Raw genomic sequence first — 26,561 nt, 5'->3', positions numbered from 1 at the left:
ACCAAGGATGAGGGTGGACACTATTGGCAGGATGAACAAGTCTGGCGGGTAGCTGGCTTGAAGAATCAGATTTTGAAATACGTGTGTGAACACCGGTATGATGCTGTATTTCTCATCGATTCTGATCTGGTGTTACATCCTAGAACACTGGAACAGCTCGTTTCCACGGAGAAAGAGATTGTATCCAATATCTTTTGGACGCGCTGGCAACCAGGCGCAAGAGAGATGCCCCAAGTTTGGCTACAGGATGAGTACCAGTTGTACCGCCGAGGTGTGAAGGTAGCTGAGGGAACGGAAGCGGATAATCACACGATTCAGACAGAGGTTTTTTTACAGCAATTGCATCATCCAGGCTGTTATGAAGTTGGGGGTCTGGGGGCATGTACGCTCATACGCAGGAATGTATTGGAGGCAGGTGTTACGTTTGATCAGATCCCTAATGTTTCATTTTGGGGGGAGGATCGTCACTTCTGCATTCGAGCTCAAGCACTAGGGTTTTCATTGTTTGTTGATACACATCATCCTGCCTATCACATCTATCGTTTATCTGAACTGCCAGGGGTGGCCGCTTATAATCGGAGGGTCAGACGTGCAGAAGAGACGATAACGATAACGCTATGTATGATTGTGAAAAATGAAGAGAATTCCCTTGCGCGCTGTCTAGACTCGGTTAACGGCATTGCTGATGAGATAGTTATTGTGGATACTGGCTCGACTGACCGTACCCGCCAGATTGCAGCAAGGTATACGGAGCATATTATAGATTTTGAGTGGGTGGATGATTTTGCGGCTGCGCGAAATTTTGCCTTTGATCAGGCGACGAGTGAATATATTCTCTGGCTCGATGCCGACGATGTGTTTGAACCTCAAGATCGGGAGAAGCTTATTGCCCTGAAGCGCTCTCTTGATCCAGCGGTGGACAGTGTGACGATGAATTATAATCTTTCATTTACAGCAGATGGCCAGGTAGCATACAGTCTACGGCGGAATCGATTGGTTCGTCGGGATCGCCAATTCCGCTGGATTGGTGCAGTGCATGAATATTTGGAAGTGAGCGGGTATTTGCTGCATAGCGATGTGGCTGTTACCCATAAGAAAGATAAAGTATATACCGATCGTAACCTGAACATTTATCGCAAGCGGGAACAGGCAGGCGAGGTCTTTTCTCCGCGTGATTTATATTATTTTGGGAATGAGCTTAATGATCACGGACAGTATGAGGATGCGGTAGCATATTATACGAAGTTTTTGAATACCGGATTAGGGTGGGTGGAGGATCAGATTGCTGCATGTCAAAAGATGGCCGATTGCGAAGCTGCACGGAAACGTCCAGATCAAGAGATTGCTGCACTGCTAAGATCATTCGCTTATGACTTACCGAGAGCAGAAATATGCTGCCGTCTAGGGGGATATTTTGCCGATCGTGAGGATTACCGCAAAGCGGTGTTCTGGTATGAACAGGCGACTCAGGCTATACGACCCGCTGACCCCATCGTTTCCGTGAATGAAGCCGCTTGGACTTGGATGCCGCACCTACAGCTATGTGTGTGTTATGACAGGCTGGGTAATCGGACGAAGGCGAAAGAGCACAATACGATTGCTCTGGCTTACCATCCAACACATCCAAGTATGCTGTATAACGAAAAGTATTTTCGAGAGATGGATCAAGACAGTGTGTTAGAAAATGCGTAAACAAACCTTATAACGTTAGATATCAACGATGGTGATCGGGACAGCTCTCTAGAAGAGTTGAAACGGTTATCATCGTTTTTCTATTCTTTTCGTAGTTCAACCAAGGGAAGATATGTTTTACAATAGTTCCTAAGAGGTTGTGTAAGAAGTCTACATTGATTATAAAGAGTGCCTAATGGGTTCATCGGCATTAGAGTTGATATTGAGACGAATTGATGAAGTGAGGGGAATAGGAATATGAATTTGACGGAAACATTATTAGAATCAAGGCTGGTCGCGATTGTACGTGGAATTAGCCGAGAGGCTGCTGTTACTGCAGGGCAAGGAATGACTGAGGGTGGAATACGTCTGATGGAGGTTACGCTCAATACGACGGGTGCACATGATATTATTGCTGATTGGCGAGAACGACATGAAGGACAAGCCTATGTAGGAGCGGGAACCGTATTAAATGTACAGATGGCACGAGAGGCGGTTGCTGCAGGTGCACAATTTTTGGTCTCGCCCAATGTCGATCTATCCGTTATTGAATATGCTGTAGAACAGGGTGTAGAGATCTGGCCTGGGGCAATGACACCCACGGAGATTGTTGCTGCCTATGAAGCAGGTGCCAAGGTCGTGAAGCTGTTCCCAATGGCAAGTCTAGGTATTCCGTATTTGCGAGAGATCAAGGCGCCATTGAATCATATTCCACTGCTTGCGACTGGTGGCGCGAACTTAGACAATATAGCGGAGTATTACGCTGCTGGTGCAGCTGCGGTAGGCTTGGGAAGCGCGCTTCTTCCTAAAGAGGCATTAGCAAGTGGTAATCATGAGCAGATTGCGGCATGTACACGTGCATTTGTAGACGCGGCTAAAATTAAAGAATAGTGACAAGCCATTCGTAAATTGGGTAAGTATAAGTTTGACAAAAGAATATGTGAGTGGATAAAAATGATCCATTTTACCGATGACCCTTAATCTGTAGATAATAATCCTATCTTATGATGAAGGTATGCCAAGAGCCGGAGAGGAGAGATGCCTGTGAAGACGAGAACGATGGTTGGGGGAATGATTGCTTTTGCTGCCTTAACTGCAGGAGGGCTGTGGAAAGCCGCGGTGAACAGCCAGACACCCAAGAAAATTCCGATCACGTTGACGCCACCTATGCCCTTTGAAGATGTAACCTTTGATAGTGGTGGAGGGAGAGTGCATGGCTGGTTCATTCCTGCTGCTGCACATGTACCGAAGCCGTGGCCGTTAGTCATCATTGCGCATGGTTGGGGCTCTAATCGCTCCCGGGTACTCCGCTATGCACGCCCAATCTGGGAAGCGGGATACGCTCTATTTATGTATGACGTTCGCAGTCATGGAGAGAGTGATGCCGTTCGAGCGGCTTCAGCCTATTTATTCCGTGATGATCTACTCTCGGCGTTAAAATATATGTCCACGAGACCTGAGATTGATCCGCAAGCCATCGGGGTGTTGGGACATTCACTTGGAGGATTAGGTACCATTCTGGCTGTAACGGAGAATCTTCCTGTTTCTGCAGTGATTACGGACTCAATGCCATCCCAATTTGAAGTTATCGTAAGTTCGGAACTAAGACGGCGGCGCCTCCCATTATTTCCGCTGGCTCAGCTTATACCGCGAATCTGGTTCTGGCGACTCGGAGAGTCGCTGAAGTCCTATCGACAGCGCGAGCCTGTAATGTTGTTGAATGAACGACGTAAAGGGATGCAGTTACCACTGCTTATGGTTCATTCGAAAGGAGATAATTTTATCCCTCCTAGCGAGCTGGAGTATTTTATGACCAAAGCCGATCCCCCGGTAGAGCATCTATGGGTGAACAGTGGTGGACATAGCTGCTCAGAGGAAGATCCAGCATTCTGGGAGACAGTTATTCCTTTCCTGCAGAAGCATGTTCAAGTACAAGAGCAGACCCAAGCGGCAGCGAGTGATGATTAATATCCCAGACAATGATATAGAGGTTTTTGCATACGAACTAATAAAAGTATGAAAGTGAAACGCCAACGATGTTGGCGTTTTTTTGTAGTTAAAAGAATTCATAAGTTTTTAGCGGACCTGAACCATTCGATTATCGCAAAATAAATCTCAGCTAAGCGCAGTATATCTTCTTTGAAAGTACGTCGATAGGTGTTTTTCTAACGTTTTCGGATAATTTGCCAAAATTCACATTTGTAAAATTGTTGGGAAAAGGACGATTAAAAAGGAAGCTTATGGTATCATAGAATAGACTAGCAATATTCATGCGGGGTTATTTGATGTGTGTCCATGTATGAGATTGAAGGGAGAGGTACAGATTTGAGTTTTCACGTTCGATTCAAAATGATGACCGCTAAAGCAGCAACAGCTGCAATGGCAACCTTGCTTCTGGCATCACAAGCTCCAGGGTTTGCAGGCAGCGTGTCAGCAGCAACAGCGGAACAGGTAACCGAAGCTTCAACGGGGGAAGATGTATTAAGTGTCGTAAACAGTGATGTGCCGGAAGGAGCTAAGATCTCCTCTAAGCAAGCCAGTGATAACATATTGAAACTATTTCCGTTGCTCCAAAAGGCAACCATTACATCTGCCAATTTCGATTCACCGAACTCTTTTCCGCCGCCAGATTATAAAGCGTGGGAGATTGGTTTTGGAATTCGTGAAGGCAATAGTTCCATGGGGTTCAGCGCCACCGTACATGCTGGCACAGGTGAGGTACTCAGTGTGCATCTGCCTTCGGAGCTGCTGGACAAACAGCGTACTGAAGCAGACAGCCAGGTTACAGAGGCCGAAGCAGAGAAGTTGGCTGAAGCATTTTTATATGAAGCGATACCAGATTTAGAGAAAGGCGCATTTTTAGCTATTTCTGAATCCTATCCATACGCTGTACAACAATCGTTATTCGGCAGAACCGAATATCAGTATCGGTACCAATTGAAGCATGAAGGTCTGTTATCAGAGGCTGAAACAGCTTATGTGAACGTTGATGACCAGGGAAGAATCACAGGTTACTCACGAAGCACCATTGAGAGCGACTACCCTTCATCGAAGCCGGAATTATCTGCCGAGCAGGCCAAGAAGAAATTCGACGAGCAATTCGATGTTGAGCTTGCTTATATTTCCCCAGATGGCTTCTCATCCCGCAAAGGGCAGAAGTATTATCTTGGTTATTTACCCAAAAGTTCAGGCAATGGGCTGGATGCTAACACGCTGAATCCAATTAACCCGATGACTGGTGAAGAAATAACGTCCGATTCAGAGCAACAAGACAAACCCTTAAAGGGAAGTGTGGCTGCTTTTGTTCCAAATACAGGACAGAAATTGAATGCATCTCAAGCCGAGAGCTTAATTAAGAAGAATTTCGACATTCCAAAAGGATATCAATTAGATCATAGCCAGCTGATCAAAGGTTATTATGCAAGCCCTAACAGTCAGGTCTGGAGTTTGAGCTGGAGTAATCGCAATGCGAGTGCTTCATACATGTTCATGAGAGATATCTCGGCACAGGTTGATGCAGTGACAGGGCAGATCTACAGTTTTAACGTGTATCAGCGCATCATGCCAGGAACGACAGAAGTGGAAGCTACGGAGGAGACAAGCCGTAAGTCTGTAACCAAAGCAGAGGCGGAGAAGCTGGCGGTCAATACGGCTATTGCACTTGCTCCAGATGCAGCGAAGCAGTTCCGCCTGTCCACAGTCATTGAAATGGATGGAGCAAGAACGTTCCTGTTTAAACGATATATGAATGAAATTTTAGTAAAAGACGATTCTCTACAGGTTCAAGTGGCGAAGGATGGTTCTATTACGGAATATTATGCGAGAGTAACTGCAACTCCAGAGCAGTTACCTACAGATACGAAGCCTGCCATCAGTTATGAGGATGCCAAGGCAACTTATCTTCAAGAGATTCAATTGATTCTGGCCTATTCCCGTTATGGTGGATATGGTATGACGAATGGGGAAGCAGTCCCTATGGGAATCAAATTGGCATATGTGCCAACACGTAGTGAAAACTCGATCTATGGTCTGTATGAGGTACTGGATGCGAACACGGGTGAGTGGAGAAGTATGTATGGAGACTTGAATTCATCCTCCAAGACACAGCCTACGGATATTGCAGGGCATGTTGCAGAGACAGCTCTTACAAGCATGATTGAGCATGGTGTATTCATTGCTGATGAGCAGGGGCGCATTCTTCCAGATCGTGTCATTACAAAAGGGGACTGGTTCAACTATTTGGCCAGAGCAATCAATCCGAGTATGGATATGTATTACGGGGGAGACAGTGATGACAAGCCTTTCGCTGACATTACGTCCGATAGTCCTTACTATCCAGCGATTCGAACATTGCTTGATCAACGTTGGTTAGGTGGATCTGATCCAGAGAAGAACTTGAACCCTCAAGAAGAAATGACACGTGAAGAGTTGGCTGTATTACTCGTTCGGATCTTGCGGTATGAGAAATTGGCTGGATTCTACACGCTACCTTCTGATCTGCCTAACATCGCAGATGCAGGAGCTGTGACGAACAAAGGCGCAGTTTCGCTCAGCCTGAAGCTAGGCCTGCTACCTTCCATTGAAGGCCGCTTCATGCCGGCTCGTAAGGTAACCGTTGCAGAAGCTGCACAGGTATTAGAACGACTTGCGAAGCTGCAAGGCAAGACAGACACGTTTATGAGTGGTAACCGCCTGTATTAAACGAGAGCATGATGTCATAAATCCGTGTTAAGTTCATAGGATAAAAATAACGGAATGATGTTTATTTTACTGAAGATAAGAGGGACCTTCTGTGGAAGGTCTCTTTTGATTCTTTTCGACAAAACTAGAAGCCTGATGTCAGTTGCTTTTGTGATACAATGAGGCATGAGAACTTTGCGAAGAGAGGTGGTATCCTTTCATGGGCAAGAATGGGAAACGAATCATCACCATTTTGCTAGCTAGCTGCTTAATTGCTGTGGCTTTACCTCGGACGGTTGATCTGGACCAATTATATGCTGCATCCGGAACGACGGACATATCTACGACTGCAGAATTGCGCAAGACGTTGTTAACGGCGATGTCTCAGCGTACAGAGGAACTTGTTTTTACATACAAGGGTAATGTGAAAGGCCTCAAAAAACAGTTGCAGAGCTCTATCGATGAAGCGATGAAGAGCGACCCTTATATTCAATATACGGTGAAGAGTTACGCATTTAATTATAAAGGCTCCAACGTGTCGGCAGAGGTACATATTACATTGTCCTATCGGGAAACGAAGGCACAGACAGACTATGTGAACCGAAAAGTCACAAGCGTCCTGAAGGAGATTATCGTTCCAGGCATGTCCAATCATGAGAAGGTCAAAGTAATCCATGACTGGATTGTGCTTAACCTCGCCTATGATACCTCGCTAAAGAAATATACAGCATACGATGGACTGGTAACGGGCAGCACCGTGTGTCAGGGATATTCTTTGCTGGCTTACCGGATGTTAGAGCAAGTGGGCATTGAGAATCGGATCGTTGAAGGTACAGCTGGTGATCAGCTGCATGCTTGGAATCTGGTTAAACTGGATGGAAAATGGTATCACATGGACACAACGTGGGATGATCCTACGCCTGACCGTAAAGGAAAGGTTAGCTATAATTATTACTTGCTGAGTGATACTGAAATGGCGCGTGACCACTTCTGGACGAACAATGGTAAGTATCCCGCAGCTTCAACGTTATACCGTGAAGTGCTGCATGGCCTAATTACCGAGGGAGGTAGTAAAACGGCTGCTTATCAGAAGCTGTACCATACCCTGGATTATTCCTTGTATAACGAGAGTGATGCGATTCGGGAACATGCTGCCTTGAAGAAGAAAGTACAAACGGTAATGAAGGACGGCGGGACATCGCTAACATTCAGATATAAAGGAACAGAGCAAGGTTTAGTTCAGGATCTACAGGATTTATATCAGCTAGGGATGAAGTCGATATCCTATTACGTTTCGAACATGGCAGACACCACTGATTTGCGTGTGAAAATTACATGGACGTTGTAATCGCTGACCATCATTTGCTAACGATATGAATTAGAACGGATTCACTAATTCGAACGAGGACGCTTCATGCAGAAGCGTTCTTTTTTATGTCCGAAGGAGAAACAGTTGGTTCAAACAATTGCAGATCGCAAATCTCAATATAACAAAAGACAGCCTTCCCTCCGCACGGTAGGAAAGCTGTCTTTAATTTAATCTGTTGTAGAGGTGAAATCACATTCTTGCAAAGGCACCACCTTGGTTTTCTTAATCCATTTGTACCCGAGCCACAAAATTAGGAACAACGGTACACTTAAGTAAGCAACTAATGCGCCGCTCCAATCAATCTGATCGCCTGTAAATGCCTGATAGTTCTGGCCGATTATGACGATAATGCACAATACAAAAGCAAAAATCGGGCCAAATGGGAACCAGCGTGCACGGTAAGGTAGTTCGTTCAGATCTCTGCCTTGAGCAACGTAAGCCTTACGGAAGCGATAATGACTGATGGCAATACCGAGCCAGGTGATGAAACCACACATACCTGATGCATTAAGCAACCATGTGTACACGATCCCATCTCCAAATAGGGAGGCAAGGAAAGCCAGCATTCCGACTGCAGTCGTGATGAGCAGCGCGTTCATAGGAATACCTCTTTTGTTCAATCGTGCCAAGAAGCGTGGTGCTTTGCCATCCCGAGCGAGAGCGTAGAGTACACGGCTAGAGGCATACATACCTGAGTTACCTGCAGACAGTACAGAAGTCAAAATTACGGCATTCATGACAGAAGCGGCAATCGCTAGCCCGGCCTTCTCAAACACAAGGGTAAACGGACTGACACCGATATTATTCAGCTCACCTTTGAGCAGATTCGGGTGTGTGTATGGAATGATTAGACTGATCACTGTAATCGCCAAAATGTAAAAAATAAGGATGCGCCAGAATACTTGCCGAATCGCACGAGGTACATTTTCACGAGGGTTTTCACTTTCCCCGGCAGCCACACCAATCAGCTCCGTCCCTTGGAAGGAGAATCCTGCTGCCATAAATACACCAAGTACAGTGAAGAATCCACCATGGAAGGGTGCATCGCCTATGGTAAAGTTGCTGAACCCAACAGCTTCTCCGCCCATAATACCAAAGATCATAAGTACACCCACCGTAAGGAAGATAATGACGGTAGCTACCTTGATGATGGCGAACCAGTATTCCGATTCTCCGTATCCCTTAACCGACAGAATATTTAAGGAGAAGATCAATACGAGAAATAACAAACTCCACAGCATAGAATTGCTATCAGGGAACCAGTATTTAATAAGCACTGTAGCTGCAGCAAGTTCTGCGGCAATGGTAACAGCCCAGTTGTACCAGAAATTCCAGCCCATCGCGAACCCAAGTGCAGGGTCAACGTAGCGGGCGGCATACGTATTAAATGAACCGGAGTCAGGCAAGAATGTAGCCAGCTCTCCGAGACTTGTCATAAGGAAATATACCATGATTCCTACGGCTGCATAAGCAATGAGTGCGCCGCCTGGGCCAGCGGTAGAGATGGCAGTACCACTTGCAAGAAACAGTCCGGTACCGATCGATCCACCAAGAGCGATCATGGTCATGTGCCGGGCGCGAAGCCCTTTTTTTAGTGATGATCCAGTTGATGTAGTATTGTTGCGGTCTTGCATGGTAACACTCCTTCATTCAATTACTGAGTTGTTCATATAGGTAAGGGATACGTAACAATAACAAAGACCACAGGCATTCGCCTGCGGTCTCTTTATCTAGTCCGCACCACATTGTCCCCGATGTTTAAGATAGCTCAACACAGTAGAAATCATACTTGCTTGAAGCGTTGTATGTTCCAACCGTGACAGTTCTGCACCTTTCGGCAACAGCCCCAGCGACACTGGACAAAATAAGGAAGCGTCCAATGAGCTTCGGCGGGTGCACCTTTCTGCTGAGATCTTAAGCGGCTCCTTAGCGCCTCCTTCAGCATACTGATCGCACCCGCGACCTCTACCTCATCATCAATGGATGAGGTGTATCTATATGTCTATGAAATTTTTATGGATTCCAAACATGACAAGCTTTGTTTGGTTTCCTGAACAGAGACTCAGTATAACGCTCAATGTTCCCTAGTGCAATAACAAATATTGGATACGACATTTTGGGCTATTCCGTTTTTTTGTTTCGACCAGCCATTTGCTGCCATACCGTACCTGCTGCTTGTTCACCTGATTCAATGCGTTCCAAGGCCATCTTCGCTTGCAGGCTTACTTCGAATTCGGGATCTTCAGCAGCTAGGCGTAGAGCTTCTTCTGCTTCTTCCGTCCCAACTTCATAGAGGAAACGGGCTGCACGCCAGCGTACAAGCTTGCTGCTATCAGTTAACGTCGCTGTCATAGCTGCAGTTGCAGCCGGATCTCCGATATCAGATAGGGTATCTCCTGCGGTACGACGTACAGCAGGGGAGCTGTCTTGTAGTGCTTCATATAACAGCTCCATGGCTTCTGGTGTACGAATGTCACCTAAATATACAACAGCTAATCGCCGTATTTGCATTTTCTCGTCCTTAAGCGCATGAGCTACCAGAGGCAATCGCTCCGGTGTCGGCTCCATACCATCGAACGCTGCGTAGCGTACATTCCAATCTGTGCTGTTTAGAGCTTCTTCAAGCTCAGCACCTTCGAGCTGACGACGACGTTCCACAAATTCTTCGGCATTGGTACCGTGCGCAATGGCTTGCTGGATCACTTGATTCAATCGTTCAGCAGGATACGCAGCTTCAAGCTCCTGTTCTACTTCGCGAGCGATATCTGGAAGTTCACCGTAACGAACACCGTAGTCCTTCAGCTTCCGTTCTTTGATCAGCGTAGCACTGGCGACTTCAGTAACGGCTTTGACAAACCGATCTGAGAGTCCGACACGTTCCTCTTTTGCACCTGCTTTTACCCGGATCTGCATAGGCACACCTCGGAAGAATTGTACGAATACTTGTGCTTCACCAAAGTGTTCGCCGGAATGGTCTTCACCGTCAATCCAATCCAAATCTAGACCCTGTTGGCCTAGACGGCTCTGAACTTCACCGAGGATAACGGACCAGTCTGCATTCCCTTTACGATCCAAAGCTACAAAGTCGGTGGTGTGAAACACACTTTTTACACCAGGGATGTGAAGCATTTGGCGAATAAAGGCTGGGGCAGAGCGCTCATTGTCCAGCGTATATGTTTTGCGGATTCCGTCTTCCAGACGTTCATCCAGATGCAACATCATCGTATTAGGACTGGGTGTTGGTTCAATGGAAACAATATTCATCGATCATAACCTCCTATATTACCAGATCTTCTCTTAGATTCCCGTGAACTAAAGCACACGGGTACTTCTCTATTTTACATGAATGTGTCTAAACTGCGAAATCAACGCTAATGCACCAAATGTATATTGTAAAGAAGTGCGAAGATTGTTAACACTTCTTTCATGTTCACGCACAAACATTTTTAAATGAAAAAGCTCACAATAGAAGTAATGAAATTACTGGAGGTAACATTATGGAGCCCATTACTATTCTTTCGGATGGAAGCCGTAGCATTGCATATGACGATATGATTCCAACGTTGCGACAATGGATCGTCGAAGAGACATGCGAACGAGAACACGAAGGAATAATGAAAGAGCAGAGCGGATGGGAGAAGTCCCGTTATTGTATCGTGGATTATAAGGATGCCTCCTGTGCCATATCCGCAGCTAATGCAATTCGGGCGTTTATGCCTCAGATTCCATTGCTTGTCATTACTGATTTCCACTCACTTATTCGCAAACGACATTTGCAGCAAATTTCGGGTTCAGGGGAAGTTAAGCTTAGCTTGTGGCACCCCGAACAATTAGATCAGTGGTTATCCGAAATTCAGCGCTGGCTTCAATCTTCTCCGCAAGACAATAAAAACGCCATTCCTTCCACCATGTCCATTCGATCATGACAGGGGAAGTAATGGCTATGTATTTAAGTGATGATTCAAGCAACGATAGTAAAGCTAGATGACATATTTATATCCAGTTCCCCAAACCGTTTTGATGAAACGGGGATTTTTGGGATCGGGTTCAATCTTTTTGCGCAAGCTGGAGATGTGTACATCAATGGTACGATCCAGATACGCCCGTTCTGAGCCTTTAATGCGATCCATAAGCTCATTACGTGTAAATACTTTACCGGGATTACCGTATAATTCTTTCATAATTTCAAACTCAATATGCGTAACCTCGATTTCTTGTCCATCCACAAAAAGGGTACGTCTATATTCATTCACGCTCACATGTCCGGCCACATCGGCCGGTTTTTCCTCTTGGAGCGGTTTGTCGGAATAGGTAATGGCTGATCGGCGCAATAGAGCCTTAATTCGAGCATCGAGCTCTTTCAGACTGAAGGGTTTACATAGGAAATCATCTGCACCATTATGTAATGCTCGAAGTCGATCGTTTAACATTGTGCTTGCAGAGATCATAAGAATAGGCACTGTTGATTGCTGGCGAAACGCATCTACAAGATCATTGCCATCCGTTTCAGGCAACATGAGATCAGTCACCACAATGTCTGGTTGAAACTGAGGGAACAGCAGTAGAGCATCCTTTGCATGATGAACCCGTTCAGTTATGTACCCCTCCTCCTCAAGAAAGAAAGCGATCATGTCCGCGAGATTTTTCTCATCCTCTATAAGAAGTACTTTGATCATTGAGGTCACACTCCTGGGTGAATTGAATTTGTTAAGAAATTACGAAGTTCATACTTAAATATTGTTTGAAATACTGCAAAAATTTTAATGATTTTATTCCAAAATATAGGGTGAATGAATCTATCTTATTTCATAACGTACTAAACAATGAATTTCGGGAACGAGGCCTAATTGTTGAAGCAGCTTAAGATACTGTGAGATGAATTCATGTATGTATAGAAACGGTTGCTGTAGCCAAACTTCACTATTCTATCATGAGTGTAATACGCTTGGCGACCATTCAATAATTGCCAAAGAGATAACATGACCTAACTACAGTATAATAGATCAGGAACGATTTAGGGGGAAAAGTGTCGTTATTTACCCTTATTAATGGGAGGAACTAAGTTTGCCATTTAAAATACATAAGAGAAATAGCAAAAGGAAATGTGCTGATGGCTAATATCAGAGCAAGACAGATGTTGGATTGGGTCATATTGAAACTACGTGTTCCTTGGATTGGAACAGCAATCCTAATCCTGCTGGGTACAGTAAGCAGTTTATTTCCAGTGACATTATTTTGTGGCGTAAATCTGGTATTGGTAAGCGCAGCGGTGTTAGTTGCCTTGCGATTACATGGTGCAATCTATGGATTTGTAGCCATGACGATCATTCTTATCCTCAAACTTTTGTTAACAGAATTAGAACCTGAAACGATGGTTATCGCCATGCTGCGTTATGTTGAACTCATATGGATGTTAGCGTGGCAGATTCGTTGGAAGAATGGCAGTATCATTAAAGCTAACGCTGTATTTTGGGTAGTGATGTCGTTACCAATTACAACGTATGGCTACTTCATTCAGGGTATGAGTCTAGAAGATGTGAAGTATGCGTATATGCATATTGCTGTCATTAGCATGGTGAATGCATTAATTGCGGGCATCGTGGTGGATTTTTGGATTACAACAGGTGAGGATAAGGCGAAGAGAACCGGTACGATTCCACTATCACGTATAGCGTTCAAATATGTTGTGGCTTTTGTAGTAATCGTGTCTCTAGCTTTGTTATCGGCCGATAGCCGTAGGCAACTCGATCAGATTAATGATGCCATCCGTGCGAATATGGAGCATGCCGCTACGGCAGTTATTCAGGATCTGAACAGTGGATATGTAACGGCGGATAATATGACTCAAAATATGGAGCGGTACCATCATCTATTGGGTGTGAATGTTATTCTGCTTCGTGCAGGCGACGGAAAGGTGGTAGCTTCGGGGTTAGGTGATCTGAAGACTGGGGATATACTGGATTTGGAGCAGTATCGACTGATCCAGACGGGAGACAATGATCTTCTCGTCCATTCTGGTGAATCGCATCAGCGGAATATACTCAATTTCTGGAAAAAGATTTCGTTCATCTATGAAGCAGATCCAATACCAGGTCTCCCTTATCGGGTCATCATCGAAACAAGCTCTGAAAATTATTATAATCGCATTGAATCGGTCTACCTGACCACACTTCAAAGCCTGTATATCATTATCGTCACTTCCATGCTGGTGGCTGCCCCGCTAAGTCGCAAGGTGGTAAGTCCTATGCAACGGCTTACTCGTGTGACAGGTTCTCTACCAAGGCTGTTATTCCGTAATAATGGCAAGATGGAGTGGCCGACAAGTCACGTTACAGAAGTGCAGATCCTGATTGGTAATTTACGCAAGATGGCTGATGTGCTTATTGAACAATTCGAACAGATCCGCCAAGACAAACTAACGCTCGAGGATCGAGTCAGGGAAAGAACCAAAGAGCTGAAGAATAGTGAAGAGATTAAACGCGCCATTATTGATTCTTCCATTGATGCCATTATTGCAGTGGACTCCAATGGACTTATTATAGAATTCAACCCTGAAGCGGAGAGAATGTTCGGTTTAACGCGGGAAGAGGTTATTCTGCAAACGGATGCCCCGTCTCTATTCCAAGGTGCGAGCTGTGTTGAGATCAAAAAAATGCTTGAGCAATACGAGTATAAGCAGGGAAAGCGATATACCATTGTGGATGAAATTTCAGGTATTCGTCGGAACGGTGCGTTATTTCCGATTGAGTACAAGATTGTGGAGATTCGTCTAGGCAACAATGAGTCGTTATACAACCTCTTTATTAAGGATATTACTGAACGAACGAGAGCCGAAGAAGAACGGGTGCGGCATGCACTTGCTCTAGAGCAGTTAAATGCTGAGTTATACCATGAGAAGAATGCAATTCAGGAGCAGCGGGACATTAGTGAACATTTTATCGAATCTGTCCGTGAAGGGCTGGTCATGTCTGACCGTTCAGGCACGATTACCATCGTGAACAGACGGATAGAAGAGATGTTTGGCTTAGGAAACTTCCTAGGCAAATCGATTGAAGATTTTGCTCAAGCAATTGACCAGATCGTCTTAACCGATGATTTTAATCTGACAGAGCAAACCCATGCTTTTCTGAACGGAGAACGTTCGTTTGTGGAGACCGAGTTCTGGTTTAATGATGTGAGAAAAAGTGTGTTTTCTCTATATATCAAGCAGGTGGATGTGCCGGGCAAAAACCATGGATTTCTGCTGGTGTTCCGGGATCGGACACAGGAAGAACATCTGAATCGAATGAAGAATGAACTAATTAGTGTTGTATCCCATGAGTTGCGTACACCGGTAGCGACCATTATGGGGTATGTGGAGTTAATGATGATGTATGATCTGCCGGCATCCCAGCGTCAAGAGTTTATGGAGACGATTTCGGCGGAGGGAGCAAGGCTCAGCAGCTTACTAGATGATGTTCTGGATATCCAGCGTCTGGATAATGAAGGCTTAACGTATCACAAAACGTATGTGCCACTGCTGGAATTAGTGGAGGGTGTCGCCGAGCAATGGAACATGAAATCGGTACAGCGTATTGAGGTTCATGCGTTTAATGGTGATTTCTTTGCATATGCGGATCAGAATCGAATGGTACAGGTATTGCACAATCTAATAGGCAATGCAGTCAAATATTCTCCAGGCACCGATCGCATCGATATCACACTGTGGGAAGAAGAGGAATGGTTGTGTATTGATGTACGTGATTACGGAATTGGTATCGCAGAGAACGTGAAGGACCTACTCTTTACGAAGTTTTATCGTGTAGATAATTCCGATCATCGCCAGATTGGTGGAACCGGCATTGGACTATACATCTCGCGTAAGATTGTAGAGGATCATGAAGGGACAATTGGCTTCATCTCTGCACCAGGCAAGGGAAGTACGTTTAAGATCAGGTTGCCTAAACAGAATGAACTCTTGTAATAAGTTATATTAGGAATTCAGTGACACCATAATAAAAAGCCATTATTTAATTTTGTTGTTCATAATAAAGTCTTTATCTTTCAGTGGGCCTCGGCGTACTGCGAAGGTAAAGGCTTTTTTGGTATTTTACATTTTTCGGGATAAAAAAAGATGAACTTTTGCAAACTGTTTATAGAGCCAATTTTTGCAATTCGTGAATAAGGAGGATGGCTGGGATATGTTTCGTAAACAGGAGAAAACGCTCATCATCGTCTGTCTGGTGGCGGCCGTTGTGGTGTTATATGCCGTTGTGAAAAGTATCATTCGCATCATGAGCTATTGAGAAGGGCTTCCCTCATGTCTGTAGCCGAAAGCTTAGTAATACATACTGACTATGCTGAAGAGGAGTGTCACCCATGTCTTCGATGGACCCAGTTCTATTAAGTCGTATTTTGACTGGTCTTACTCTGTTTGTTCACATCATTTTTGCTTCAATCGGTGTTGGCGTTCCGCTAATGATTGCTCTGGCAGAATGGCGCGGATTGCGTACAAATGATATTCATTACACATTGCTAGCACGGAGATGGGCGCGAGGTTTCGTCATCACCGTGGCCGTTGGTGTAGTAACCGGTACATCTATCGGGTTGCAGCTTAGCTTGCTCTGGCCGATGTTCATGCGTGTTGCAGGTCAAGCGATAGCGCTGCCCCTTTTTATGGAGACATTTGCTTTCTTCATCGAGGCGATCTTTCTGGGGATCTATCTGTATACGTGGGATCGGTTCAAAAAGAAATATACCCATATGCTGCTGCTCATTCCAGTTGCGCTAGGATCATCGGCATCGGCCATATTTATCACAACCGTTAACTCATTTATGAATCAGCCTCAGGGATTTACACTTGTGAACGGCATTATGAAGGATATTCACCCCATTGCAGCGATGCTTAATCCGGCTACGCCGACCAAAGTATCTCATGTACTGGCATCCTCCTATACGCTGAGTGCAGGTGTGCTTGCCGGAATAGCAGCATTCAGTTTGCTTCGGGGACGAGATCACGTGTATTACAAAAAGGCACTTAAACTAACGACAGTGTGTGCGCTTGTATTTGCGGTAAGTACCGTCATGATTGGTGACTCTTCTGGGAAGTTCTTAGCCAAGTACCAGCCAGAGAAGCTGGCGGCGGCCGAATGGCATTTCAAGACGATGACCAAGGCACCGTTAGTCTACGGCGGTATTTTGGATGAGAACAACGAGGTGAAGTATGCACTGGAGATTCCGTATGCACTTAGTATTTTGGCAGGGAACCGTCTGGACACCGAAGTGAAAGGGCTTGAAGAATATCCAGCAGACCTCAGACCACCGTTGTCCATTCACTATATGTTCGATCTCAAAGTAACCACAGGGGTAATCATCTTATTGATCCCAGTGCTCTATGTGTTTCGTCGTTGGTTACCAGGGCGTAAGCCGTATCCGAAGTGGCTATTGTTAGGCATTGTTCTGCTGGGGCCACTCGCGATGATTGCGATAGAGCTAGGATGGATGTTTGCAGAGGTGGGTAGACAGCCGTGGATTTTACGTGGGTATATGAAAGTATCCGAAGCAGCAACCACATCTTCATCTGTCGGTTGGATGCTGGTGCTGTTCATTGTGCTGTATCTGATACTCTGTTTCTCTTGTATTCGGGTGCTTAGCAAGCTATTCCGTAACAAGGAAGCAGAGAAAGAACTGGACTCACTGGGGCTTGAAGGAGGGATCGTGCATTGAGCTTCGAAATTGCTGGCATTGCGATCTTGTGGACGTTCCTATTTGGATATCTAATCGTAGCCTCCATTGATTTTGGAGCAGGCTTTTTCAGCTTTTATAGTCTGCTAACCGGTCACGAGAATAAGATTCACAACATTATTCAGCGATATCTATCTCCGGTGTGGGAAGTGACGAACGTATTTCTTATCTTTTTTGTCGTCGGCCTGGTGGGGTTTTATCCCGATAGTGCCTTCTATTATGGTACGGCACTCTTAGTGCCCGGATCACTTGCGATTGTATTGCTGGCGATCCGGGGTGTGTATTACGCCTATAATACCTACGGTAATCATGGCAAGAACAGTCGGATTTACATGGCTTTATACGGTGCGACGGGATTATTGATCCCGGCGGTATTTTCCACCATTTTGGCTATATCCGAAGGAGGCATTATTGAGCAGGTCGGTGAGCAGGTGTTTTTTCGCTGGAGAGAGTTCCTGACGAACCCCTACACGTGGTCTGTTGTATTGCTGGCAATCGTGAGTGTGTTGTACATTTCGGCGATGTTCTTGTCCTATTATGCCAAGCGGGCAGGGGATGAAATTGCTTTTGAAGTGTTGAGGGAGTACGCGCTGTTATGGAGCTTACCTACAATATTTGCGAGTTTTCTTGCATTTTTGCAAATTAACAAACAGAATCCGCTTCACTTTGAACGGATGCTTGATATCTCCTGGATGTTTATCGCTTCGTTTATATGTTTTGTCATTGCTTTATCGCTTGTATGGAAGCGAAAGTATTTGGGCTGGTGTTTTATCGCCGTGATGCTGCAATTTGCCTTTGCTTGGTATGGATATGGTCGTTCCCATTTGCCGTACATTCTGTACCCGTACATTAACATTTATGATAGCTTTACGAATCGAACGATGGGGATTGCACTGATTACAGCGTTCAGTCTAGGACTGCTGGTGCTTATTCCATCGCTGGTGCTGATCATGAAACTGTTTCTATTTGATGCGAACTACGTCCGTGGATATTCGGGCAAGAAGAAGGGATGAGCTTCATGTATCTGGAAGGTGTATCCGGCATTCCGGGGATTACAGGCTTGAGTTTTTTTGAGACATTTACGATTATGTATGCTCCACCACTGATTATCGTAGCCGCGATTGCCTTTTTATTTGTGTACTTGGCGATGTGCAAAAACCCGAAGGACTAACAGGCTGTTTTTTCAAATAGGTTGATCCTGGGTTAAAATAGTAGGAAGGGAGGAGGACCCTTTCATGCCGAAAATTCGTTATAACAATATTGATAATGTAAGCACGGATAAGACATTGAAGGAATTCAAGCAGTGGAGGGAAGAGCGGCGCAACAAGGTAAAGGATTATTCGTACACTGTACCTAAGCACCCACCGGAGCTGGATTACTTACATGCCAACCGGGAGGAGACAACACTTACCTGGATTGGTCACTCCACTTTTTTTATTCAATACTACGGTTTAAATATCGTGACGGATCCGGTATGGGCAGAGAAAATGGGATTTCAACGTAGACTGGGTGCCCCTGGTATTCCGATTCAGGATATTCCACCGCTCGATATTATTTTGATCTCCCATTCCCACTATGATCATCTGCATCTGGCCTCCTTACGGAAGCTGATTACAGCCAAAACACTGTTGATCGTACCAGACGGACTGAAGCGGAAGATGATTCGTAAAGGTTTTCACCGTTGTCACGAGATGAAATGGTGGGAACATATGACCGTGGGTGGTGTAAAAATAAGCTTTGTGCCTGCCCAACACTGGACACGACGTACATTGTTTGACACGAACAGCTCTCACTGGGGTGGTTATGTGTTGGAGGTGGTTCATCCCACATCTTCTGAAGCTGCTGAGGAAATGGCTGCTACGAACATGCAAAACGATTCAGCAGGTGCAACAGGCAACACGTCTCATGCCCAACAATCCGAAGCTTCTGCATCGCAGGAATTAACGGCGCAGCAAAGTGTAGAGAAGCCACCCGTTATTTATTTTGTTGGGGATACGGGCTATTTCCCAGGGTTCAAAACAATTGGTGAACGTTTCGATATTGGTGTTACGCTGATGCCGATTGGTGCGTACGATCCAGAATGGTTTATGACCTCTCAGCATGTGACACCAGAAGAAGCATTGCAGGGATTCGTGGAGTGTGGCTCCCAGCTTATGGTGCCTATGCACTACGGAACATTCAGACTGGCTGACGATACACCTAGGGAGGCGCTTGACCGTCTGGAAGCAGAACGTGAGAAATTAGGAATAAGTGCAGAGCGGATTCGTGTGCTTGGTCACGGAGAGACATTACGTATCAGGCATGAAACACATAAACAAGACTAACAATAGCAAGCCAAATATGCTAATGTAAGGGTTATACCCGCATGAATAATTGATTACCAAATCTTGAAGAGGTTGTTCAAAAAGTACGCATTTGATTACGAAGGATGCCTGATGGCATCTCAGCATCGAATATGGGATTCAGCCGAAATGTCCGTTGCTCACGTAGGTTTGCCTACGCTCTGCTACTCCATTTCTATCTTCATCCCATCTTCTCGGTACTGAAAACCGTCCTTTTTGAACATGTATCTTAATGTAAAAAGCGGCCTATTTTCGAATTCGCCGCTTTTTTGTGTTATAATATGGTGCCAGAATAGGCTACGGGATATTGAATCCAAGATTAATGCAAGTTGCTATTCATGCAGAATGCAGATTAATAAATAAAGGATGGTAATGCTTAATGATTAGTACAAGCGGCATAACGCTCCGCTACGGAAAACGTGCACTTTTTGAAGATGTGAATATCAAGTTCACACCAGGTAACTGTTACGGCTTGATCGGTGCCAATGGTGCCGGTAAATCAACGTTCTTGAAAATTTTATCAGGTGAAATTGAAGCAAACTCGGGCGAGGTGCACATCACCCCGGGCGAACGTATGGCCGTTTTGAAGCAAAACCATTTTGAATATGATGAGTATCCAGTTCTCGAAACTGTCATTATGGGTCATAGTCGTCTCTATTCCATCATGAAGGAAAAGGATGCTTTGTATGCCAAAGCTGACTTTACAGAAGAAGATGGTTTGCGCGCAGGTGAGCTTGAGGGTGAATTTGCTGAGTTGAATGGCTGGGATGCTGAGCCAGATGCAGCGGCACTCTTGATTGGTCTGGGTATCGACCGTGACATGCATGAGAAGAAAATGGTAGAGCTGAGCGGTAACGAAAAAGTACGTGTACTCTTGGCACAGGCATTGTTTGGTCGTCCAAACAACCTGCTTCTCGATGAGCCTACCAACCACTTGGATCTCGAATCCATTCAATGGTTGGAGAACTTCTTGATGGATTATGAAGGTACCGTTATTGTGGTATCCCATGACCGTCACTTCCTGAACAAAGTATGTACACACATTGCTGATATCGACTTTGGTAAGATCCAGTTGTATGTAGGTAACTATGACTTCTGGTACGAGTCCAGCCAATTGGCACTTGCATTGCAACGTGATGCGAACAAGAAAAAAGAAGAGAAGATTAAAGAGCTGCAAGCCTTTATTCAACGTTTCTCAGCAAATGCGTCGAAGTCCAAACAAGCGACTTCCCGTAAGAAACAACTCGACAAAATTACACTGGATGACCTTCGTCCATCGAACCGTAAATATCCATTTATCAACTTTAAGCCTGAGCGTGAAGCGGGTAAACAACTGTTGACTGTTGATCGTGTAAGCAAGTCGATTGATGGTGTGAACATGTTGAATGACATTAGCTTTGTGGTGAACAAAGGCGATAAAATCGCATTTGTGGGTCCGAACGGTAATGCCAAATCACTGTTGTTTGATATTCTGATGGGTGAGATTGAAGCTGATAGTGGTGAATATACTTGGGGTGTAACGACATCACAAGCTTATTTCCCGAAAGACAACTCCAAATACTTTGATGGTGTCGAGATGACTTTGGTTGACTGGTTGCGCCAGTACTCCAAAGATCAGGATGAAACCTATTTGCGTGGATTCCTAGGTCGGATGCTGTTCTCAGGTGAGGAGTCCTTGAAGAAAGCAAGCGTGCTTTCCGGGGGAGAGAAAGTTCGCTGTATGTTGGCGAAAATGATGCAAACTGGTGCTAACGCATTGATTCTGGATGAGCCAACGAACCACTTGGATCTCGAATCCATTACAGCGCTGAACAATGGTATGATTGATTTTGATGGCACAATGCTGTTTACATCCCATGACCATCAGTTCATTCAAACGATTGCCAACCGTATTATCGAAATCACGCCAACAGGCATCATTGATCGTCAAATGAGCTATGATGAATACCTGGAGAGCGACGAGATTAAGGAATTACGGAACAAGATGTACCCGGTTGAAGCGTAAATAAAAGATATAGATATATAAAAAGAACCGCGAAGCCTCTTTGGAGGATTGTCGCGGTTCTTTTTTTGGTTGCAGTCACAGCAGGTAACTACCAAGCCTAGAAGCCATTAGAGGCCGTTCTATAGCGTGCATTGGGGAATACACTCCAAAGGTCTAGGATCCGCCAGTACGGCGGCGCTGATTGTTAGGCTTTTTGTTGTTTTGGCTCTTCATCGCCTTAGGACCACCTTCAAAATAGGCACTGGATTGGTTGCCGGATTTTGATTGTTCCTTCTTCTGCGCCAGTTTTTGGCGTATCGCATCCTGCAAACTGACTTTTTTCGGTTCAGTATTATCGCTCATCGTTATTTCCCTCCCGGTCTTACAGTTAAGCCGTCCGAGTTGGACGGGATGTCCTTATTTTATACGTTTTACAAAAGCCCTACAAGGGCAACCTGATAAAATGCTGATCTTCAGCATATACTCGCAATGTTGAATACAACCAACTTTCTGTCTACTCACCTACACCGATGCATTCTAACAACTTTGTTTCAGCACCTCTATAGCACTGCATTCTGGCAACACTGTTTCTGTAGACCCACAAGGAGAGCCTTTGGTACGATGATTGAACCTGAATATGAGATAGTAAAGGGGTGTCACTGATTTGAATGCTTATGAAGAAATCCGCAAGGGAGAGCGGGGAGCTTGGGTCAGCATTGCAGCTTACCTTGTCTTGTCTGCTTTCAAATTAGTCAGTGGTTATATATTTGATTCCAGTGCTTTGGTAGCGGATGGATATAATAATGTCACCGATATTGTAGCTTCTGTCGCAGTGCTGATTGGTCTCCGGATTTCACAAAAGCCTCCGGATTCCGACCATACATATGGTCATTTCAGAGCAGAGACGGTTGCGGCACTCATTGCTTCGTTTATTATGGCTGTGGTGGGACTTCAAGTGCTTGTTGAAGCCATACGCTCCTGGTATGATGGCAGCTTTGTAGCACCCAATCTGTGGGCAGCAGGAGTTGCGGTTATATGCGCTATTGCAATGTTAGGTGTGTATCGCTATAACTCTCGTCTAGCCAAACAAATTAACAGTCAGGCACTTATGGCGGCTGCCAAGGACAATCGTTCGGATGCGTGGGTCAGTATCGGAGCAGCCATCGGGATTATCGGTGCTCAATTCGGCTTACCTTGGCTCGATAAAGTTGCAGCTATCGCTGTAGGGTTACTGATTTGCAGGACAGCTTGGGAGATTTTCAGAGACTGCACACATCGTCTGACCGATGGATTTGATCAAAAGGAGTTAACTGATCTTCGATCTTCCGTTGCTCGTGTCCCTGGCGTGGAGACGATTAAAGATGTCAAAGCACGGATTCATGGGAGTCATGTATTGGTGGATATCGTCATCGAGGTGGACGGGAAACTTAGTCTGATCGAAGGTCATCAGATCTGTGATAGGGTGGAGGAGCGATTGAAACGATCACATAACATTATGCAGGTTCATGTACACGTCGAGCCTAGGATCGAAGGTATCCCGAAGAATGAGTGAAGATCATTACACTAGATCTCTAAGATGGATAAGCTCATTTTAATCGGCTTTCAAAACAAAAAGAGGGCAGTCACGGTTTCACGTGCTGTCCTCTTTACTTATGTCTAGAAGGATTATACGATATTACTGAATAGCAACGTGAATCCAAGCTTTGCCTTTCCAAGTGTACACTTGTACCCATTCACCGCCATCGAAACCATCAACAACTTCGCCTGTAGTGTCGATGACTTGCGAACCAAGTGCGCCGATTGGCTTACCGTTTGGAGCATCATAGAACCAAGTGCGCTCTAACAGGTTAAGCAGCATTGTAGGCTCAAGAACTTCGTCTCCCGCTTTTACAACAGGCTCATCGACCATTTTGTCAGGTGTAGTTGTTGAAGTTTCAGTTGTAGTACCTGTAACGCCCTCAACTGTACCTTCAACTGTTTCTACAGCTGGTTTGTTAACTTCAACAGCCGGAGTTGTTGTTGCTGGTGTTGTTGCTTCAGTTCCAGTTTCAGGAGTTACTGTTCCAGTAACCGCTTCCTCAGCACCTGCAGCAGCAGCCATCGAACCCATCAACGTTAAAGCAGCAGCAAAACTTACGATTTTTTTCATTTGTAATTCCTCCTCAGTAGGTATGTAGTTTGTTGTCCTGTGTTAAAAATAACCAAGCAAGCTCACCTATGAATCACAAATTATAACAATATTTTCTTGCTTCCTCCAGAGTCAACTGGAGCATTTGTGGGTATTAGGAATGCTTGTAAAAATCATACTTCAGTGGGATAAACTCAATTTGGCTATGTCAAAAAAGTCCTATTTACGTTGTGATTTTGTAGTCGGCGGGAGAGCGATTCAGGAATAGAGGGGAAGGGAGTGTAATACATAATAGAGGTATAGGCAGGGCAGGGTGTGGAATGATGTTTTATCTATTTGTACACAAACAAAAGCCTACCGGCTATGATAAGCACGATAGGCTTCTGTATGTAAGACTTGATTTTCATTGAGTTGCCTCATTCATCGCATTCGGCTTCGTCCCGTAATGAGGGAGATTACGAACAGTACAACGAAGATGAAGAAGAGGACTTTAGCGATCGATGCAGCCGCTTCAACGATTCCGAAAAACCCGAAAATACCTGCGACAAGTGCAATAATCAGAAACAATACAGACCATTTCAACATGAGTTTTCATCCTTTCGATTTGAAATTGTGGAGCGAGATTTGAACACCTCGCCGCCTTGTGTAGTTGTTCTTTAACCGAGGACTTTTGAGTTGAAACATTCATGATTTTTCCAAACGAGTGATTATATGAAGTGAGTTTTATCGTTTGTTTCGTCCCGGAAATGGTCGGGTAACTATAGCAATAATAACAATCAGATAGTATATCGAAAGCGAGGTTCTTCTATGATCTATCAAATTAGCGTGGCTTTAATTGCGGTGGCCTTTGCAGTCTTGGTTTTCTTTTTAATTCGTACTTTAAAATCCGCTCAGAGTTCATTGGACAATGTATCCCAGACGCTACAGGAAGTCCAAAAAACGATTGATGAACTCAGTTATGAAGTGAAACAGACGGTGAGACATGCGAATGATATTACGGCAGATGTACAAAACAAAATGAAAAAAATCGATCCAGTTATGGAATCTGTTCAAAACCTAGGCGAGGTGCTTAACGAAGTAACTGCCGCGGCGAAACAAGTTTCCTCTACTATGATTGCTAAATTCCAGACCAAACGCTCTAATCCACAAGAAGATAAAGCTTCTGAACCGATTCATGTACAGGCAGCGCCAGCCACCAAAACGGATCGTACCCTGCAAAGTTATGATGCTACATATAATGATGCGGCAAATGGTGGGAAGAAATGGTTGAAGTATGTGGATCTTGCAGCTAACCTTTGGCAACGTGCACGTAAATAACTAATGATATAAGTTCAACGAGAAGGAAGTCATTTAGAGCGGTGACGAACCTGAACTTCATGAAAGGGTGAGAATCATGATGAAACTATTGCTTGTAATGTTTAGCGTAATTTCTCCCTTTTCCGTTCAACCGGCAGCGACAACCGCTGCTCATGATCTGCCATGGACGGTATTGGAAGAGAAAACGCCAGAAGTTAATCTGGCTGTAGATCGATCCGAACCAGTTGAGGCATTTCGGACTCTAAATGATATTTCTTTGGAGGACAACATGCATCAAATGTTGTATCACAAGGGTCAGCCAATGGATATAAAAGAAGATCCGTATCTGGGATGCCCTGAATTTGCATTTCAGGATGTGAAAGTGGGACTATGCGAAGATACAGGAGAGATTCAATATATTCATATTGATGCTTCTCAAGAACGGTTTAAGTTGAATCAACAATGGATTGATATGGATCTAAGATCCATACAAGAGGAGCTTGGTGATCCTTATGTTATTGCAGAGGATGGAGAAGTATACCTCCGTGGAGACCAAGCTTTAAAAGTCTATTTGAAGTCAGGCACGGATCAGATTGAGGGGATTGACCTATTCGATGCAACCTTGTCCTAAAGCTATATCTTGTCTATGTGAATGATGTTCTTGGGACAAAAAAACATAAAGCGTTTCATCCCCAAATGCTATGGTTATATATTAAAAGTAGCTTGAGAAAGAAGAATATCAGAGGAGAGTGGAAACGATGAATTCAACCAATGCGCAAGCTTATGCTAAAGTGGTAGAAAACGGAGTCCAAGCGGTAGAAGCAGTGAAAGAGCTGCAAAACACCGGATACCTTGCTGATCATATCTTCGTTCTTGCCCATGAAAAGGATCGCACGGACCGAATTGCAGACACAGCGGATGCGAACGAAATTGGCATCAAGGAAGAGGGATTGTTTGATTCCATGGCTAATCTGTTCCGTTCCCGTGGAGATGAGCTTAGAGCCAAAATTGTATCAATGGGATTCACTGAAGCAGAAGCAGACTTCTACGAAAGTGAATTAGATAAAGGTAAAGTGCTAGTGATTGCTAAAAAGAAAGATTGAAGCGTACAAGCTTCAGACGACTACGATAATCTACTGTATCGTACTGAATCAAAAACATAGATAAGGAATGGGGATTTCCCCATTCCTTATCTATGTTTTTGCAAGTTTGGAAGCGGGGTCAGAACCGTAGCAAAAACAGGGCACCAGCGGCGCAATTTCCTTCTAATGGTGCCATTTACTGATAGCAGTTTTTCATTTTTACGCTTATAGTTATAGTAGGAATTATTATGTCTACCGTCGTTTAAAATGCAGAAAATGTAACATT

22 protein-coding genes and 1 riboswitch are annotated in these 26,561 nt (G+C 44.7%); of the genes, 16 read left to right on the top strand and 6 right to left on the bottom strand.

Annotated features, from left to right (window positions below):
- Window positions 1-621: 621 nt before the first annotated feature.
- The 5 genes from V6W81_RS24790 to V6W81_RS24770 all read left to right on the top strand — a co-directional run bounded on the left by V6W81_RS24790 (window position 622) and on the right by V6W81_RS24770 (window position 7,699).
- Entirely contained in the window at window positions 622-1,692 is a 1,071-nt protein-coding gene (locus V6W81_RS24790; protein WP_338544066.1) for a glycosyltransferase family 2 protein, read from the top strand.
- A gap of 237 nt (window positions 1,693-1,929) precedes the next feature.
- Window positions 1,930-2,562 carry a bifunctional 4-hydroxy-2-oxoglutarate aldolase/2-dehydro-3-deoxy-phosphogluconate aldolase gene (locus V6W81_RS24785; protein WP_338540689.1) on the top strand — a complete coding sequence of 211 codons (633 nt, stop codon included), beginning with the start codon at window positions 1,930-1,932 and terminating at the stop codon, window positions 2,560-2,562.
- Window positions 2,563-2,715: 153 nt separating this feature from the next.
- A complete protein-coding gene (locus tag V6W81_RS24780) occupies window positions 2,716-3,639 on the top strand; it encodes an alpha/beta hydrolase (RefSeq protein WP_338540688.1) in 924 nt (307 codons plus the stop codon).
- 357 nt (window positions 3,640-3,996) lie between these two features.
- A complete protein-coding gene (locus V6W81_RS24775; protein WP_338540687.1) occupies window positions 3,997-6,372 on the top strand; it encodes an S-layer homology domain-containing protein in 2,376 nt (791 codons plus the stop codon).
- A gap of 199 nt (window positions 6,373-6,571) precedes the next feature.
- The gene (locus V6W81_RS24770) at window positions 6,572-7,699 is read left to right on the top strand and encodes a transglutaminase domain-containing protein (protein WP_145051716.1); all 1,128 of its coding nucleotides are present in this window, start codon (window positions 6,572-6,574) and stop codon (window positions 7,697-7,699) included.
- A 188-nt stretch (window positions 7,700-7,887) separates the two neighbouring features.
- On the opposite strand, the gene V6W81_RS24765 is transcribed toward V6W81_RS24770, so the two are convergent.
- Together V6W81_RS24765 and V6W81_RS24760 are read right to left on the bottom strand one after the other, a co-directional pair.
- Window positions 7,888-9,354, bottom strand: coding sequence for an amino acid permease (locus tag V6W81_RS24765; protein WP_145051713.1), 1,467 nt, complete (start codon window positions 9,352-9,354; stop codon window positions 7,888-7,890).
- 122 nt (window positions 9,355-9,476) lie between these two features.
- Window positions 9,477-9,696, bottom strand: a riboswitch (Lysine riboswitch).
- A 145-nt stretch (window positions 9,697-9,841) separates the two neighbouring features.
- Complete coding sequence (locus V6W81_RS24760; RefSeq protein ID WP_338540685.1) at window positions 9,842-10,984, bottom strand: virulence factor; 1,143 nt, start codon at window positions 10,982-10,984, stop codon at window positions 9,842-9,844.
- Between the two features lie 233 nt (window positions 10,985-11,217).
- Between V6W81_RS24760 and V6W81_RS24755 the strand changes: the two genes are divergently transcribed.
- The gene (locus V6W81_RS24755) at window positions 11,218-11,646 is read left to right on the top strand and encodes a hypothetical protein (protein ID WP_338540684.1); all 429 of its coding nucleotides are present in this window, start codon (window positions 11,218-11,220) and stop codon (window positions 11,644-11,646) included.
- A 54-nt stretch (window positions 11,647-11,700) separates the two neighbouring features.
- Here the strand turns inward: V6W81_RS24755 and V6W81_RS24750 are convergent, their stop codons facing one another.
- On the bottom strand, window positions 11,701-12,396 hold the full coding sequence (locus V6W81_RS24750) for a response regulator transcription factor (protein WP_307220011.1): 696 nt from the start codon (window positions 12,394-12,396) through the stop codon (window positions 11,701-11,703).
- A 434-nt stretch (window positions 12,397-12,830) separates the two neighbouring features.
- On the opposite strand from V6W81_RS24750, the gene V6W81_RS24745 reads away from it, so the two are divergent.
- The 6 genes from V6W81_RS24745 to V6W81_RS24720 all read left to right on the top strand — a co-directional run bounded on the left by V6W81_RS24745 (window position 12,831) and on the right by V6W81_RS24720 (window position 21,790).
- Window positions 12,831-15,683 carry an ATP-binding protein gene (locus V6W81_RS24745; protein ID WP_338540682.1) on the top strand — a complete coding sequence of 951 codons (2,853 nt, stop codon included), beginning with the start codon at window positions 12,831-12,833 and terminating at the stop codon, window positions 15,681-15,683.
- 395 nt (window positions 15,684-16,078) lie between these two features.
- The gene (locus tag V6W81_RS24740) at window positions 16,079-17,425 is read left to right on the top strand and encodes a cytochrome ubiquinol oxidase subunit I (protein WP_338540681.1); all 1,347 of its coding nucleotides are present in this window, start codon (window positions 16,079-16,081) and stop codon (window positions 17,423-17,425) included.
- Window positions 17,422-18,456: a cytochrome d ubiquinol oxidase subunit II gene (locus V6W81_RS24735; protein ID WP_145051676.1), complete on the top strand. Its 1,035-nt coding sequence runs from the start codon at window positions 17,422-17,424 to the stop codon at window positions 18,454-18,456. The genes V6W81_RS24740 and V6W81_RS24735 overlap by 4 nt, the downstream gene beginning before the upstream one ends.
- A gap of 5 nt (window positions 18,457-18,461) precedes the next feature.
- Window positions 18,462-18,614 carry a cytochrome bd oxidase small subunit CydS gene (cydS, locus tag V6W81_RS24730; protein WP_156395355.1) on the top strand — a complete coding sequence of 51 codons (153 nt, stop codon included), beginning with the start codon at window positions 18,462-18,464 and terminating at the stop codon, window positions 18,612-18,614.
- A gap of 64 nt (window positions 18,615-18,678) precedes the next feature.
- Entirely contained in the window at window positions 18,679-19,767 is a 1,089-nt protein-coding gene (locus V6W81_RS24725; protein WP_145051672.1) for an MBL fold metallo-hydrolase, read from the top strand.
- A gap of 397 nt (window positions 19,768-20,164) precedes the next feature.
- Entirely contained in the window at window positions 20,165-21,790 is a 1,626-nt protein-coding gene (locus tag V6W81_RS24720) for an ABC-F family ATP-binding cassette domain-containing protein (RefSeq protein ID WP_145051668.1), read from the top strand.
- A 153-nt stretch (window positions 21,791-21,943) separates the two neighbouring features.
- On the opposite strand, the gene V6W81_RS24715 is transcribed toward V6W81_RS24720, so the two are convergent.
- Entirely contained in the window at window positions 21,944-22,132 is a 189-nt protein-coding gene (locus V6W81_RS24715; RefSeq protein ID WP_056693364.1) for a hypothetical protein, read from the bottom strand.
- Between the two features lie 301 nt (window positions 22,133-22,433).
- On the opposite strand from V6W81_RS24715, the gene V6W81_RS24710 reads away from it, so the two are divergent.
- A complete protein-coding gene (locus V6W81_RS24710; protein WP_338540680.1) occupies window positions 22,434-23,321 on the top strand; it encodes a cation diffusion facilitator family transporter in 888 nt (295 codons plus the stop codon).
- 123 nt (window positions 23,322-23,444) lie between these two features.
- Here V6W81_RS24710 and V6W81_RS24705 read toward each other — a convergent pair whose 3' ends face one another.
- Both V6W81_RS24705 and V6W81_RS24700 read right to left on the bottom strand, forming a co-directional pair.
- Window positions 23,445-23,918 (bottom strand): hypothetical protein, encoded by a 474-nt coding sequence (locus V6W81_RS24705; protein ID WP_338540679.1) that lies wholly within the window; start codon window positions 23,916-23,918, stop codon window positions 23,445-23,447.
- A gap of 399 nt (window positions 23,919-24,317) precedes the next feature.
- Entirely contained in the window at window positions 24,318-24,482 is a 165-nt protein-coding gene (locus tag V6W81_RS24700) for a DUF1328 domain-containing protein (protein ID WP_017692264.1), read from the bottom strand.
- A 222-nt stretch (window positions 24,483-24,704) separates the two neighbouring features.
- Here V6W81_RS24700 and V6W81_RS24695 point away from each other — a divergent pair, with 222 nt between their 5' ends.
- The 3 genes from V6W81_RS24695 to V6W81_RS24685 all read left to right on the top strand — a co-directional run bounded on the left by V6W81_RS24695 (window position 24,705) and on the right by V6W81_RS24685 (window position 26,296).
- Entirely contained in the window at window positions 24,705-25,214 is a 510-nt protein-coding gene (locus tag V6W81_RS24695) for a DUF948 domain-containing protein (protein ID WP_338540678.1), read from the top strand.
- A 76-nt stretch (window positions 25,215-25,290) separates the two neighbouring features.
- Window positions 25,291-25,824 (top strand): hypothetical protein, encoded by a 534-nt coding sequence (locus V6W81_RS24690; RefSeq protein WP_056693375.1) that lies wholly within the window; start codon window positions 25,291-25,293, stop codon window positions 25,822-25,824.
- 127 nt (window positions 25,825-25,951) lie between these two features.
- On the top strand, window positions 25,952-26,296 hold the full coding sequence (locus tag V6W81_RS24685) for a general stress protein (protein WP_056693378.1): 345 nt from the start codon (window positions 25,952-25,954) through the stop codon (window positions 26,294-26,296).
- Window positions 26,297-26,561: the final 265 nt, after the last annotated feature.

Source organism: Paenibacillus tundrae, assembly GCF_036884255.1.
GTDB lineage: Bacteria > Bacillota > Bacilli > Paenibacillales > Paenibacillaceae > Paenibacillus.
Note: the sequence above shows the minus strand (reverse complement) of the source record. Positions and strands in the feature narration are given on the sequence as shown.